We start from the raw sequence: 13,324 nt of genomic DNA on the forward strand, positions 1-13,324 counted from the left end.
TAGTCATGTCATTTGGCACAGCATTGTTAAATCTTGTGCTTTGCGGTTATCTCAGAATTATCTAGCTTATTAAAAACTTCACAGATCTAAGGAAAAATGCAAAGCTAGTCTTGGGAGTGTACCTTAAATTCGGTGTTGTTTTCTGTTAAATAATACACAGCATTGCTGTGAACTAATACCTTGCTAATGTTGCTGGAAGTCCTAATACTGCAACCTTTGATTGGAGGAATGAAGATGAAAACATTAAATCTACTCCGAGCTTTTTTCGGAATCTTGTTCTGGTTACTTAATCCTTTAGCTGCACATGCAGAGAATTGCACTCCCAACACGTTTGAGGGTGCTTTTTCGGGCGAGGTAACACTCTGTCAAAACTGGAATGCTCAGGAACAACAAAAGTTCTGGTTTCTCTCGCAAGGCTCACAGATCATCCCTTACCAATGGTTTTTGTTCCTAGAACAGCCCAATAGCACGAAGTTGTTTGTCGATGATTCACACATGGATAGCTTTCGCTATCTCCCGCAGAAAAAAACCGCTCTGAATCCAGATGGTTTGCCTATCGGATTCACCAAGGACACGGCGAAAAATAATCCGTCTTATGAAAAAATATCCCAAGACTGGCTAGGTGTAACCTGTGCTGCTTGCCATACAGGTCAAGTTGAATTCCAGGGGCATAAGGTGTTGATTGACGGTGCTCCAACGATGGCCGATATCGAAGGCTTCATGCATACCTTAGTTAAGGCCATGCAAACAACCATAACTGACGACCAAAAATTCGAACGCTTTGCAAAAAATGTTTTGGCTGGTAGTTATACTAACCCAGGCGCTAAAGATAAACTCAAATCGCAATTAGAAGACATCACCCAAATTCGCCAAGTCTGGAATGAAATGAATGCTGGCGATTCACCTTACGGTTTTGCCCGTCTGGATGCTATCGGTGCCATTTTCAACACCATTACTACAACAGCAATGGGCATCCCAGGCAATCGCCACCCCGCCAATGCTCCCGTCAGTTATCCTTTTATATGGGACACTCCGCAACATGATAGGGTGCAATGGAATGGTAGTGTCGCCAATAAAGGCGGTGGTGCTTTAGGCCGTAATGTGGGCGAAGTGTTAGGGGTTTTTGCAAGCCTAAACCTTAACACCAACCCTTTTCTATTAACTGGCCATCACAGTTCTGCCAATATTCCCCATTTAGGCCAACTTGAAAATCTGCTCTGGAAATTGCAATCACCGCAGTGGCCAGCAACACTATTGCCGAAAATTGATGAAACCAAATTGGCAACTGGGCGGAAAGCCTTTGAACAATATTGCCTTTCCTGCCATGCTGATATTCGTCGTGATGACCCCAATCGGCGAATCAAAGCCGTGTTAACACCTCTAACTGAACTGAAAACCGACCCGGCAATGACCTCCAATTTCTCTAACATTGAGTATGAAAGCGGGAAACTACGTCACCGTTCAAAAAAATATATTCCTAGCACTGATATTTTTGGAAAAACGGGGGGTGGTGTTGAGTTTTTAAATTATTCAGTGGTTGGCACCATTGCCAAAAATTTATTTGCACATCCTGCCGAGACAGTAAGAGCTGTCAATGCAGGTAGATCCAATAAGGCTGAGCAAATGCAGGAACTGGTTGGTTCTAAAGCCGTTAGGGAAACACTTAAAAAAGTCGCTGAAGATATTCATTTGATCAACCCCACTCCTAACCAATTAGTTTATAAAGGGCGGCCCTTAAACGGAATTTGGGCGACAGCGCCTTATTTACACAACGGTTCGGTCAGAACGTTGCGGCAATTGTTATTACCTGCGGCGCAACGGCAAAAAATCTTTCAAGTCGGTAGCCGGGAATATGATCCCAATGATGCAGGCTTCAAGGATTTAGGTGGCTTTTCATTTGATGTTTCGTTGCCAGGTAATTCTAATGCTGGCCATGAATACGGCACTCAAGATTTGGCAGAACATCCTGACAAGCTGGATGCTTTACTGGAATATTTGAAGACTTTATGACTACAAACAGCTTAGATCCAATCAACATGTTCGATCCGTTGAATCGCTTAAATGCTGTGGAAGAAATCGGAGCGATATGAAGCCCAGAATTGGGCTTCATGTGAAGTACAGTGGGCAATGCCTGTTGATACCGAAATAAAACTGACCAACCGTGCCGATTGAAAATTGGTTTGATCTCTTTTTGTGAATATTTTCGATAGTTCTAGGAACGGTACATTGTGACTATTCATGAAACCTTAGCAAGTACTTCGACATAGCTATCGAATACTGAGATGCCTAAAACTTAAAACAACCGATTATTCCCGAGCTATTGAAACTCTTTACCATGCTGATCTAAAGAAATACTGCCAAGCCGCCGTGATGTAAAAGCATTCACTGTCGAGTCAGCCCACTCGAAGGAAGGCTCGTTAGCATCTGCGGTTGCACTTGCCCTTTTAACAGAAACATCAGCCTTTTTGGGTTGATAGCGACTTGGTCGTTTGCCGCGGAAATCGGACACAGAGCCATGCAGAACAAAGCCGCGTAAAAAATAGCCTAACGCGAGACCTGCGATAAAATAACAGGCTGGATTGGTTTTAATTATCTCTAAAATAGTATTTATATCCATTAACTTAGCTCCATTGGCTTATAGCTGGTTGTATAACAATATACCTGAAACCTTAACAGGGCATTATTAAAGCTTTGCCATTCTGTTGGTTTCAGAGGGTTCTAACTGTTCAAAATAATTGAGTACACCGTTAAAAATGGCATTGGCCATTTTTGTTTGGTAACGGGCACTTAATAAATTAAGCTCATCCGATGGATTCGAAATGAAAGCTGTTTCGACCAGAATGGATGGAACATCGGGCGATTTTAACACTACGAAACCGGCTTTCTGGACAGTACTGTAATGTAAAGAACCTATGTTTTGAAAATTTTTCAACACGTTACCAGCAAGGCTTACACTCGCTTGTTGAGTTGCCGTCTGCGACAAATCCAGCAGCACAGATGCCAGCACATCCTCCTTATCATCCAGATTAACACCACCTACCTTCTCCCTGGCATTCTCGCTATTTGCCAACCATCGAGCTGCTTCGTTTGAAGCACCGTTTCTGGACAGAGTAAAGACGGAAGCGCCTTTTACCTCAGCATTTTGAAAAGCATCAGCATGAATCGAGATAAACAAATCGGCTTTGGCTAGGCGGGCAATTTTGATTCTTTCCCGTAAACCGACATAATAATCGCCCTTACGCACCATTTTTGCCTTCATTCCAGGCTGTGCATTAATTAACGCTTCGAGTTTTTTTGCGATGGCTAAAGTGACTTGCTTTTCATGTGTGCCATTTGGCCCTCTTGCACCTGGATCATCGCCGCCATGACCCGCATCAATAGCGATCACAAAGCGCTGTTTTTTATTTACAGCATGTTTGCTTCTGGAATTGGACGTTTTTGTCGTTGTTTCAGTTTGTTCATCGAGGTTACTTGGTTTGCTATAAGCGAGTTTTTCTGAAGTCTTTTTAACCTTATCAACACTATTTCCCGAATTTTTATTCAGTAAATCAATAACTAAATGTTGGTTATCTGAGTTATTTGTAGCCAATTTATGGCTTTTTGCGGTAATAGCTTGTTTTAAATCAATCACTATCCGCAAATCAGAGTCATTTTTTGCGGCGGCACGAACATGTGCAAACAAGGGATGAGATGCAGAAGGCTGACCTAACCCTTGATCTGCTTGGGTATTTTTGACATCAATAACCAATCGGGATGGATTGTCGAGTACGAAAACACGGTGCTTAGGGGAAGATGTTACCTCAAATATTACCTTTGCGCGACCAGTCTCAGATGCGTAACGTACTGAATCAACGTGTATTTGTTGACCATACCCCAGCGTTGAAAATACCAGGAAGATAAACACAAGAAATATTTTCTTACAACCGCGCCACATAAGCTAACTCACAAAGTGATAATCTGAATTAGATTATAGCAATATGTTATTGTTTTTAAATAGCTAGATGAGAAATATTTTTACAAAACTTGTTATTGCTCACAAAATTAACGTATTTCCACTAACCGTCCAGTCTCCTTTACAGTCAAGGTAATCACTACATCAGGTTCAGGCAAAAACCCTTTGCCCTTATCAGGCCATTCGATAAAGCAAACGTTGGCGTGATTGAAATAATCATTAATACCTATCCATTCCAACTCTTCTGGATCAGTAAGCCTATATAAATCAAAATGATAGAATTTACCCCCCCCTATTGTGTACTCCTCCACCAAATTATAAGTAGGGCTTTTGACGGTTCCTGAGTAACCTGCGGCGCGTAAATAACCTCTCACCAAGGTCGTTTTGCCTGCCCCTAAATCACCATGTAAAAAAATCAGGCTGTTGGGCACTAATGATTGAAAAAGCTCGGCTCCAAATTGCTCGGTTTCCTTGGTGTTCTGCAAAAACTTTTGCATCAATTAACCAATTGCCTAAGATAAGGCATTAAATCACTGGCCAACAAACCCCGTTCGCCAGCTTGCTTAACTGCTAAATCAGCCGCCATGCCATGCAGGTACACGCCTTGTTGCGCCGCATCTTTGGGTAAAAAACCTTGTCCGATCAAGCCTGCAATAACGCCAGCAAGCACATCGCCCATTCCACCCGATGCCATACCAGGATTTCCCGTTGTGGATACAGCAATATCATCATGTCCAGCTATCAAGGTTCCAGTGCCTTTAAGTACAACAATACCGCCATATTTAGATTGAATAGCAGCAGCGGCAGTGTAGCGGTCTTGCTGCACATCAGCGGTGGCACATTGTAATAACCGCGCAGCCTCGCCAGGGTGGGGTGTTAATATCCAATTGGCATGTTTTTCAGCGACATGAGCTAAAAGGTTAAGTCCGTCAGCATCAATGACCAACATTTTTGATGATTTTATCGCCGCAATAAACAATTCTGCCGCCCACTTACTTTGGCCTAATCCTGGCCCTACGACAATAACATTGGCTTTATCGAGTAATGCCGATAGCTGTTCTGCATTGCCCACGCCATGACACATTAATTCCGGCCTGCCCAAATTCAATAATGCAGCGTGTTCGGTATGCGTCGCGACACTTACCAGACCGGCACCCACGCGCAATGCCGCTTCGCCAGCCATTCTAGCTGCACCCGAATAGCCACGGTCTCCGCCTACTATCAACACATGTCCGTTATCACCTTTATGGGTACAACGGGAGCGTTGCGGAAAGGTTTTTTTGACTACTCGATAAATGTTGCTTGCAACTTTCTTAAAAACATCCTTTGGCACAGCCAAGGATGAATAAATAATTTCACCGCAATAATCTGCTGCCAATCCCGTATATAAGCCTTGTTTCAAGCCGATAAAAGTCACGGTACAGGTCGCTTTTACGGCACAACCCATGATATTTCCAGTATCGGAATTTAAGCCAGACGGCACATCAACAGCGATCACATTAGGCTGGTTTTTATTAATATTACGGATGGCTTGCTCATACACCCCAGTAACGGGTTTGCTCAGTCCCGTCCCAAACAATGCATCAACCAACACATCTGCCTTAATAACCATATCAGCTTGAAATGGCGTAACTGTGCCTTTGGCTTTGATGTAGTCTTGATAAGCAATGAGTGCGTTGCCCTTTAAATTTTCAGGATCAGAAAGCGCATAAACAATCACTTTCAAACCTACGCCCACTGCCAGTCCGGCTATAATGTAGCCATCGCCGGCATTATTGCCAGAACCGCAAAAAACACTGATCGTCTTCGCATTCGGCCACTTGATTCGAAGATGCCTAAAGACGGCATTTCCGGCCCTGCTCATCAACTCAATCCCAGGAATACCGCATTCCGTCATCACGATACGATCCAATTCCCTAACCTGAGCAGCCCGATAAAGTTTTGTTGGTAGTTTCTGCATGGTATCTTTAATGATCTCTTATATTATCTTAGGTAAAACATGGTGGTTTCAGACAATCCTGAAAAAATGACCAGCCTCGCCGCACAAATCAAAGTTTGGGGACAGGAACTCGGCTTTCAGCAAGTTGGCATTACCGACACTGATCTATCGAAAGCCGAAACCCATCTTGACAACTGGCTAGCCAAAGGCTTCCACGGCACTATGGATTACATGCAGCGGCATGGGCATAAGCGTAGCAGACCTGAGCTATTACATCCAAACACAAGCCGTATTATTTCAGTACGAATGGACTATTTGCCTGAGCCTGGCAAAGCCATGTGGCGTGAACTTGAAAATCCACTTACCGCTTACATTGCCCGCTACGCCCTAGGCAGGGACTATCATAAATTGATGCGAACCCGTTTGCAAAAGTTAGCCGACCGTATCTATGCTGAAGTTGGCGATTTTGGTTACCGCGCTTTTGTCGATAGCGCCCCAGTATTGGAAAAAGCCTTGGCAGAAAAAGCTGGCTTAGGGTGGATAGGCAAGCACACCAACCTGATTAACCGTAAAGCCGGATCGTGGTTTTTTCTCGGTGAACTTTATACCGACCTGCCCTTACCTGTCGACAACCCTGCCACAGCACATTGTGGCGTGTGCAGTGCTTGCCTCGACATTTGCCCAACCCAAGCCATCGTCGGGCCTTATCAGGTCGATGCGCGGCGCTGTGTATCGTATTTGACCATTGAACTACACGGCTCGATCCCTGAACCGTTAAGGGCGCTAATAGGTAATCGTATCTATGGCTGTGATGATTGTCAGCTCATTTGCCCCTGGAATCGTTTTGCCAACCTGACTCATGAAAAAGATTTTAGTCCAAGGCATCGTTTAAATACTCCAGAGCTGCTGGAGGTGTTTTCTTGGACTGAGCAGGAATTTTTGAGCAAAACTGAAGGTTCGGCGATTCGCCGCATTGGCCATGAACGTTGGCTGAGAAATATTGCCGTTGCTTTAGGTAATGCGCCAAAATCTGATGCTATTATTGAAGCACTAAAATCGAAGCTTCTGTATCCATCAGAATTAGTGCAGGAGCATGTTAAATGGGCTTTGAATCAACAAATTATAATTGCATCCACTTGAATACTCCTGTCTTGAAGGTGTGAAAGTTAGGCCATTTTTTCGCTTTTAGTTTCCACATGGGTTCACCTTTTAGCTCAATCGGGGAGTGTTACGACATAAACAAACCTTATTATGAAGACCTCTGCACAACCAGCCTAGTGCAATTAAATTTTGCAATCTAACTGGTTTGGGCTAGGTTCTTCCAGGATATGATGACTGTGTTGCTCGGTCTTTAATAAAGACTTAATTTTACCCGTTTTGGGGCTTGGGGTCGTGCAAAGGTCTCAAAATGATAAATAAGGGAATCTCTAAAAATTCAAAAAACTCCTTCTCCCTCTGGGAGAGGGGATTATTAGAGATTCTCATAAGTATAAAAATATCTCGTAAATGGTTTGATTGATTTTTTATAACATAAGGACTATAGTCATGCCTATAGTCATATAGGGATAATATCATGCAAACCATCAAGGCATCTGAATTCAAGGCCAAATGTTTACAACTGATGAATGAAGTGGCGGAATCTGGCGATATTATCGTCATCACCAAGAACGGCCAGCCCGTGGCGCAGCTTACCCCTGTGGCATCAAGACCGAACACGCTCGTTGGTTGCCATAAGGGCAAGATCAGTATCGTTGGGAATATAATCGCGCCATTGGGTGAGCCGTGGGATGCGGAATGACCGTCCTGCTAGACACCCACGCCTTAATCTGGCTAGACCAGGATGACCCAAACCTCGGCTCTGAGGCGCGCCAACGTGCCGACCTAGCTTTGCAGCAAGGTTGCTTGGCAGTATCTGCGATCTCATTCTGGGAAGTTGCCATGCTCGTCGCCAAGGGGCGAATGACTATGTCGCTGCCGCCAGCGGCATGGCGACGGGATTTGTTGCGCCTGGGGCTGGTTGAAATTCCCGTTGACGGCGAAATCGGCATCGTCGCCGCCCAGCTTGACCTGCACGGCGACCCGGCAGACCGGATTATCGTGGCGACAACGCAGCTAAAGGGAGCGGTTCTCTTGACTGCTGACCAAGCAATTTTGGATTGGAATAGTGAAGTTGAGCGTTATGATGCGCGGCGATAACGATTTACCTCTCTGGGTGCGCGAAGCAAAAAATCTTCCAGTGGCTTTCGCGCAGGTGCGCGAAGATGCTCTTATTGATGAATGGGTACTCAGGCGATTAGGCCAAGACGCTTCAATTGCGCTGATCGCTTCAGGCGGGTGTACGGCTGCTTTACTGGCTACGCTTACCAATGTTGCACATCTACAGCTAATCGATCCAAACCCATCTCAACTTGCATTAACGCGGCTTAAAATACGGTTATTACAGAGTTACGATATTGCTGATCGCTTGGCTATCTTGGGCCATAGGCCAATGCCTACTCAAGAAAGAAAAAATCTGCTGGCACTAGAATTGAGTATGCTTGGCTTGGCAGAAGACGCTATAGGGTCATTGGACTTTGTGGCGCGAGTAGGACCTGATTACTCAGGACGTTATGAGTGCCTCTTTGCTGTTTTTCAGCAAGCTGTGCGCGTACAAGCCGACGAACTTGCTGACATATTATTGCTGTCTGATCCCATTGAGCAAAGTCGCAGGGTATCACCAAAGACGGCATTTGGCCGATTGCTCGACCAAAGTCTTGATGAAGTTATGGCTTTGCCAAACCTAGTGCAGCTTTTTGGTACGGAGGCTACATTAAATCCAGTGGAATCGTTTTCAAGGCATTTTGCAAATAGAATTCGTCATGCCTTTACTGCCCTTCCCGCGGCAAATAATCCTTACTTATGGCAAATGCTTTATGGTCGCTACCCTGAGTCAGAACTTTGTCCCTGGTTGAGTAAGCCAGGACCCGTTGTTTTGCCGGAAATCACTTACCGTAAGCAATTTATGATTGATGCCTTGCAAGATCAGCCAGATTCTTTCGATTTTATCCAGTTATCAAATATCCTTGATTGGCTATCGGAAGCGCAAGCAATATCCACTTTAGATATAACGCAACAAGCATTAAAACCCGGTGGTTGGGTGCTGATACGCCAACTCAATTCATCCCTTGACATACCAAAGCTGGGTTCTATGTTTGATTGGCACACAGCGGAAGCACAACAATTGCATTCGGGTGATCGCAGTTTCTTTTATCGCGCTTTACATTTAGGCAGGAAGCGATGAGGGTACATGAACTTAAATCCGCTCCTGACACTGAACTAAGCCGTGCCTTGAAACGGTTTGAACAGCAATTTGCCTATCCTTTGGGGATAGGGCGATGCTTCCACATTCAACACCATACTGATTATCCGCGATTTTTTCGAGCAATAGGGGATGATGCAATGTGCTTTGTTGCAGAATCAGGGGCGCGCGTGATTGGTGTTATCAGTGTGGCACATCGAAAAATACTGATGCCCAATGGCGAGATCAAGCAGACGGCCTATATCGGTGATCTTAAAATCGATCCAGCATCGAACCGTGGCCGTATCCTTATCAAACTAGCCCAAGCAGCAGAACGATGGGTGAAAAAACGAGGCACAACAGCCTTTGGTGTAGTCATGGATGGCACTTCTGCAATTCCACCGCAATATACGGGGAGACTAGGGATTCCCTTGTTTCAGGAGATAGCAAAGATTAAGGTGTTGCAAGTCACTCTACCTGCACCAACAGCCAATACACAAAACCTTATTAAACATCAATCGGACGTTGAAATAGCCAGCGTCTGCTTGGGTCGTTTAAGTTTGGGTAGTTATGCGTGTATAGGCGGAGATTCTGATTTGCGTTCTGATATGGAGACTATGTGGCTTACGGCTTCGAATGAGCAAGCGTGCGCTATGCTTGAAGATACCCGCAAAGCCAAACGACTAATAACTAATGACGGAAACGAAATGTGTAATGCACATTTATCTTATTTCGCCTTCAAGGATTTGCGTTCTGGCGTTGAGTTGCTAAAAGTTGCTTGCCATCTTGCGACAAAAACCAGGCATTCAGGTTTGTTTGTGGCAATTGCAGAATCCGATGCTAATCACTTCCTTCAAGAACTCAAAGATTGGAATATCATTGTTGCACCAGCAACCGTTTTTGGTATTGGGTTTGAAAAAAAATTTTCATGGGTCATAAACACTGCGGAGATATAAATCATGAAACAAACCAGTCGCGCACCGTTCGTCACCGCCGCTGCTGACGCCGTACTCAAGAAATACGACATTCGGCATAACCCCTATTTTGAGTCTCTTACCAACGGTACGATGTCGCTAGACCGTTTTCGACAAACGCAGGAGCAATTTTTCTGGGCGGTCACTTTTTTTCCGAGACCCATGTCGGCTTTGGTTGCGCGTATTCCAGACCCGCAAAATCGACTTGATATACTTCATAATTTGGTCGAGGAACATGGTGAATTTCAAGAACAATTCTTTCATCACACCACTTTTCAGCAGTTTTTAAAATCTATAGGGAGCAATCCCGAGCATATCAACGACCAACCACTCTGTCCTGCCTTACGTGCTTTCAACAGTGTATTGACCGCCTCTTGTGTATTAGATGAACTTGAAGTTGGTATCGCCTGCATGGGCATAATCGAATTTGTCTTCGCAGACATCTCGGCTACTATTGGTAAAGCCGTCGTGCAAAACGGTTGGGTTGAAAAAGATCAGCTTGTGCATTACAAGCTTCATGCCGATATTGACGAAAGACATGCCGAGGAATTCTTTGTCGTCATTGAATCCCAGTGGAATGACCCGCAACGCCGTTATTACATTGAACAGGGTTTGGCACTTGGCGCTTATATTTTTAACAGGCTCTATACAGATTTATTCGATTTATCTGTATAAATGAAACAAAAAGTAGTCATCGGCTTTATCGGCACGCAGCTTGATTCTAGCACCTCGGTACGGTGGGTTAGCCATAGGGCGTGGTTAGCCGCGCAAACACATTGCACCTAAACAATTACTGGCGTTCATGCGGGGCGTAACCCGCCGAATGTGTGGGCTTCGCTTTGGTGGATTACGACGCGCTGAAAGCCTTTACTTATTTGAAAATTAAAAGATTTTGCGCGTATCGGCAATTGCTCCTGCATCCATGAAGTCGTAATCCACAATCCTTCGAGAATCACACCTTCCCGTATGCCGCGCCGAGCATCGGAGCATTTATCGGGAATAGCCCGTTAGGGGTGCGGCAGGGATGCCGCACTTTGCCAGAAGGACAGGGATGTCCTTTCTGGCAAACCCCGATAAATGCGAGAAGCGCAGGAAGCAAGCGGCATCGGGCGGATTTCTTTTGGATACTTTTCTTTGGCAGAAAAATGCAGGAGTATTTTTCTGCCAAAGAAAAGTATCTCGTCCGTGGGTACGAGAACCCACATTAAAGTCGCTGTCGTGGTAGCAACACATCTTGCAACTACAATCGGTTCTTGCCATATGCAAGGAATGTAAAAGCCTGTCAGAAGCCGGACGACGACTAATTTGCCGTGTCCCGCACACAACATGGTAGCACGAATGACGCTGAGCGTTTGCGGAAATACTTGGGGAAGTTTGGCTTGGAGTGGTCAAATCTGTAATCAGATAAGTGTTCTGATAAAGTGATTTTATTCATTTTCTGACCAACTACGCTATTTTATTGATGCTACCAAATACAGCAAGACCAAGTTAATAATGATGAGAATCGCGGATAAACCTTGCCAGAACCGTAAGGGATTACGTTGTAGTAAAGGGATGTTATCTTCAGAACGCAGAAAGCTAGGATTGGGGTTATTAAGGTCATATAGAAATTCCGATAATTCCTCATAACGCAATCCTGGCGTAATTGAAGTGGCCTTTTTCAACGCACCGTCAATCCAGATGGGTACCATTGGATTGTTATGAAAACTAGGTACATAGCGTAAGTTGGCAAGATAACCTTGGCTGGGTTTTTCCGGCATATCCTCACCAAAAGCTAAACTGCCGTTGAGCATTTCGTAGGTAATCACTGCTAGGGAATAGAGGTCTGATTTTACTGTGCCGCGTTGCCCAAGGTGGTATTCGGGCGCAGTGTAATTCAATGTGCCAAGAATATTGGCTTCTCCATCAAGGTCAATGGGCGTAATTTCGGCAATACCGGCAATTTTAACCGAACCAAAGTCAATAATTTTTGCCACGCCGTTCTTGTCGAACATTATGTTTTCCGGCTTAAGATCCTGGTGCAACATTTCTTTGCGGTGGAAGGCTCGCAATCCTTTGGCAATTTGTTCTACTATTTTCCTAACCGTGATGATGTCGGCTTTGGGGTTTGCGCTCATCCAAGACCTGAGAGTTTGTCCTTCCAGATATTCGGTAACGTAATACACTGCGCTTTTGGGGCGGTCAGTTGTGATGATTTTTAAAACATTGTTATGGTCAATCCGTTTTCCAGCCCATTCTTCATGCAGAAAATGTTCAATGAAATGGGTGTCGTCATCATAGAGTATTGACGGCGTTTTTAAGATGACCTGGGTATTGGTTTGGGTGTCCAAAGCACGATAAATCTGGGTGCGTTTGCTGGCATGTAATTCCTCTTCAATACGATAACCATCAAGCATTGCGCCAGCTTGCAACGGGGGTGGAAACGGTAAGTTGGCATGGCGGCGAAGGATTTCATCTTCTTTTGCGTCTGGTAAACCCTCAACCCTAAGCAATTGGCAGGTCAGGTTATCATCGCTGTTATTGGCTTTGGCTTGTTGCAGAATCTTCTCGGCAAGCAAAGTCAGATCGGCGCCTTCTTTCAGCAATTTCTTTAAGCTTTTGTCGTCGATAAAATCGTGGATTCCATCGGTGGTCATCAAAAACAGGTCGTTTTGCTCTAGCGGCAAAGATTTGTAATCAACTTCCAGCCTGGGTTCTATGCCCATCGCCCGGCTAAGGTAATTTTTATCCTGGGAAATCCAGATACGATGGTCACGGGTGATTTGCTCAAGATTGCCTTTTCGTAAGCGGTAAATTCGGGAGTCACCTACATGAAAGAGGTGGGCAGTGGTGGATTTTAAAACGATGATGCTTAAGGTGCTGACCATGCCTTTGGTCGATTGATAACGGATTTGCCCTTGGCTATACAGCCAGGAATTAGTGGCGGAAAGAATCTTTTGCCCAGCTTGCTTAACCGACCAGGAATCCGGTGTGCTGAAATAATCGTTTAGGAAGCTTGCGACACAGGCTTGGCTTGCCTGTTTTCCAGCATCACTACCGCTCATGCCATCAGCAATCGCGGCGACGATGCCTTTGTGGGTCAGTTGCGGTTCGTTAGAGATAATGGCACCGACGAAATCTTCGTTATCGTCTTTGATACCCTTATCGGTAGCAAAGCCAACGCTGGCTTTGAGTGTAGTCAT

The 13,324-nt window shown here is 44.9% G+C and carries 14 protein-coding genes; 7 read left to right on the forward strand and 7 right to left on the reverse strand.

What is annotated here, in order from left to right; translation table 11 throughout:
* Positions 1-234: 234 nt before the first annotated feature.
* Positions 235-2,010, forward strand: a complete 1,776-nt coding sequence (locus ABL924_RS01815) for a di-heme-cytochrome C peroxidase (RefSeq protein WP_349025351.1) — start codon at positions 235-237, stop codon at positions 2,008-2,010.
* A 307-nt stretch (positions 2,011-2,317) separates the two neighbouring features.
* On the opposite strand, the gene ABL924_RS01820 is transcribed toward ABL924_RS01815, so the two are convergent.
* From ABL924_RS01820 to ABL924_RS01835, 4 genes are all read right to left on the reverse strand, one after another.
* Entirely contained in the window at positions 2,318-2,617 is a 300-nt protein-coding gene (locus ABL924_RS01820) for a hypothetical protein (RefSeq protein WP_349025352.1), read from the reverse strand.
* A gap of 66 nt (positions 2,618-2,683) precedes the next feature.
* On the reverse strand, positions 2,684-3,904 hold the full coding sequence (locus ABL924_RS01825) for an N-acetylmuramoyl-L-alanine amidase (RefSeq protein WP_349025353.1): 1,221 nt from the start codon (positions 3,902-3,904) through the stop codon (positions 2,684-2,686).
* 137 nt (positions 3,905-4,041) lie between these two features.
* Complete coding sequence (gene tsaE / locus ABL924_RS01830; RefSeq protein ID WP_349025354.1) at positions 4,042-4,449, reverse strand: tRNA (adenosine(37)-N6)-threonylcarbamoyltransferase complex ATPase subunit type 1 TsaE; 408 nt, start codon at positions 4,447-4,449, stop codon at positions 4,042-4,044.
* The gene (locus ABL924_RS01835; RefSeq protein WP_349025355.1) at positions 4,449-5,912 is read right to left on the reverse strand and encodes an NAD(P)H-hydrate dehydratase; all 1,464 of its coding nucleotides are present in this window, start codon (positions 5,910-5,912) and stop codon (positions 4,449-4,451) included. Before ABL924_RS01835 ends, tsaE begins: the two co-directional genes overlap by 1 nt.
* Positions 5,913-5,951: 39 nt before the next feature.
* On the opposite strand from ABL924_RS01835, the gene queG reads away from it, so the two are divergent.
* The 6 genes from queG to ABL924_RS01865 all read left to right on the forward strand — a co-directional run bounded on the left by queG (position 5,952) and on the right by ABL924_RS01865 (position 10,817).
* Complete coding sequence (gene queG / locus ABL924_RS01840) at positions 5,952-7,031, forward strand: tRNA epoxyqueuosine(34) reductase QueG (protein WP_349025356.1); 1,080 nt, start codon at positions 5,952-5,954, stop codon at positions 7,029-7,031.
* A gap of 433 nt (positions 7,032-7,464) precedes the next feature.
* On the forward strand, positions 7,465-7,689 hold the full coding sequence (locus ABL924_RS01845) for a type II toxin-antitoxin system prevent-host-death family antitoxin (protein ID WP_349025357.1): 225 nt from the start codon (positions 7,465-7,467) through the stop codon (positions 7,687-7,689).
* Positions 7,686-8,087, forward strand: a complete 402-nt coding sequence (locus ABL924_RS01850) for a type II toxin-antitoxin system VapC family toxin (protein WP_349025358.1) — start codon at positions 7,686-7,688, stop codon at positions 8,085-8,087. The genes ABL924_RS01845 and ABL924_RS01850 overlap by 4 nt, the downstream gene beginning before the upstream one ends.
* Positions 8,056-9,171, forward strand: a complete 1,116-nt coding sequence (locus ABL924_RS01855) for a DUF3419 family protein (RefSeq protein ID WP_349025359.1) — start codon at positions 8,056-8,058, stop codon at positions 9,169-9,171. Before ABL924_RS01850 ends, ABL924_RS01855 begins: the two co-directional genes overlap by 32 nt.
* Positions 9,168-10,124, forward strand: a complete 957-nt coding sequence (locus ABL924_RS01860; RefSeq protein WP_349025360.1) for a GNAT family N-acetyltransferase — start codon at positions 9,168-9,170, stop codon at positions 10,122-10,124. The genes ABL924_RS01855 and ABL924_RS01860 overlap by 4 nt, the downstream gene beginning before the upstream one ends.
* 3 nt (positions 10,125-10,127) lie before the next feature.
* Entirely contained in the window at positions 10,128-10,817 is a 690-nt protein-coding gene (locus ABL924_RS01865; protein WP_349025361.1) for an iron-containing redox enzyme family protein, read from the forward strand.
* A 125-nt stretch (positions 10,818-10,942) separates the two neighbouring features.
* On the opposite strand, the gene ABL924_RS01870 is transcribed toward ABL924_RS01865, so the two are convergent.
* From ABL924_RS01870 to ABL924_RS01880, 3 genes are all read right to left on the reverse strand, one after another.
* Entirely contained in the window at positions 10,943-11,098 is a 156-nt protein-coding gene (locus ABL924_RS01870) for a hypothetical protein (protein ID WP_349025362.1), read from the reverse strand.
* A 51-nt stretch (positions 11,099-11,149) separates the two neighbouring features.
* Entirely contained in the window at positions 11,150-11,470 is a 321-nt protein-coding gene (locus tag ABL924_RS01875; RefSeq protein WP_349025363.1) for a hypothetical protein, read from the reverse strand.
* 123 nt (positions 11,471-11,593) lie between these two features.
* On the reverse strand, positions 11,594-13,324 hold the full coding sequence (locus ABL924_RS01880; protein WP_349025364.1) for a bifunctional protein-serine/threonine kinase/phosphatase: 1,731 nt from the start codon (positions 13,322-13,324) through the stop codon (positions 11,594-11,596).

Origin of the sequence: Methyloglobulus sp. (assembly GCF_040079455.1) — a bacterium.
Taxonomy (GTDB): domain Bacteria; phylum Pseudomonadota; class Gammaproteobacteria; order Methylococcales; family Methylomonadaceae; genus Methyloglobulus.

Excerpts from the sequence above, each read along its gene's own strand:
- ABL924_RS01880 (WP_349025364.1), bottom strand. The coding sequence starts at position 13,324 with ATGACTACACTCAAAGCCAGCGTTGGCTTTGCTACCGATAAGGGTATC.
- ABL924_RS01815 (WP_349025351.1), top strand. The coding sequence starts at position 235 with ATGAAAACATTAAATCTACTCCGAGCTTTTTTCGGAATCTTGTTCTGG.
- ABL924_RS01865 (WP_349025361.1), top strand. The coding sequence starts at position 10,128 with ATGAAACAAACCAGTCGCGCACCGTTCGTCACCGCCGCTGCTGACGCC.
- queG (WP_349025356.1), top strand. The coding sequence starts at position 5,952 with ATGGTGGTTTCAGACAATCCTGAAAAAATGACCAGCCTCGCCGCACAA.
- ABL924_RS01850 (WP_349025358.1), top strand. The coding sequence starts at position 7,686 with ATGACCGTCCTGCTAGACACCCACGCCTTAATCTGGCTAGACCAGGAT.
- ABL924_RS01860 (WP_349025360.1), top strand. The coding sequence starts at position 9,168 with ATGAGGGTACATGAACTTAAATCCGCTCCTGACACTGAACTAAGCCGT.
- ABL924_RS01820 (WP_349025352.1), bottom strand. The coding sequence starts at position 2,617 with ATGGATATAAATACTATTTTAGAGATAATTAAAACCAATCCAGCCTGT.
- ABL924_RS01875 (WP_349025363.1), bottom strand. The coding sequence starts at position 11,470 with ATGTTGTGTGCGGGACACGGCAAATTAGTCGTCGTCCGGCTTCTGACA.
- ABL924_RS01845 (WP_349025357.1), top strand. The coding sequence starts at position 7,465 with ATGCAAACCATCAAGGCATCTGAATTCAAGGCCAAATGTTTACAACTG.
- ABL924_RS01835 (WP_349025355.1), bottom strand. The coding sequence starts at position 5,912 with ATGCAGAAACTACCAACAAAACTTTATCGGGCTGCTCAGGTTAGGGAA.
- tsaE (WP_349025354.1), bottom strand. The coding sequence starts at position 4,449 with ATGCAAAAGTTTTTGCAGAACACCAAGGAAACCGAGCAATTTGGAGCC.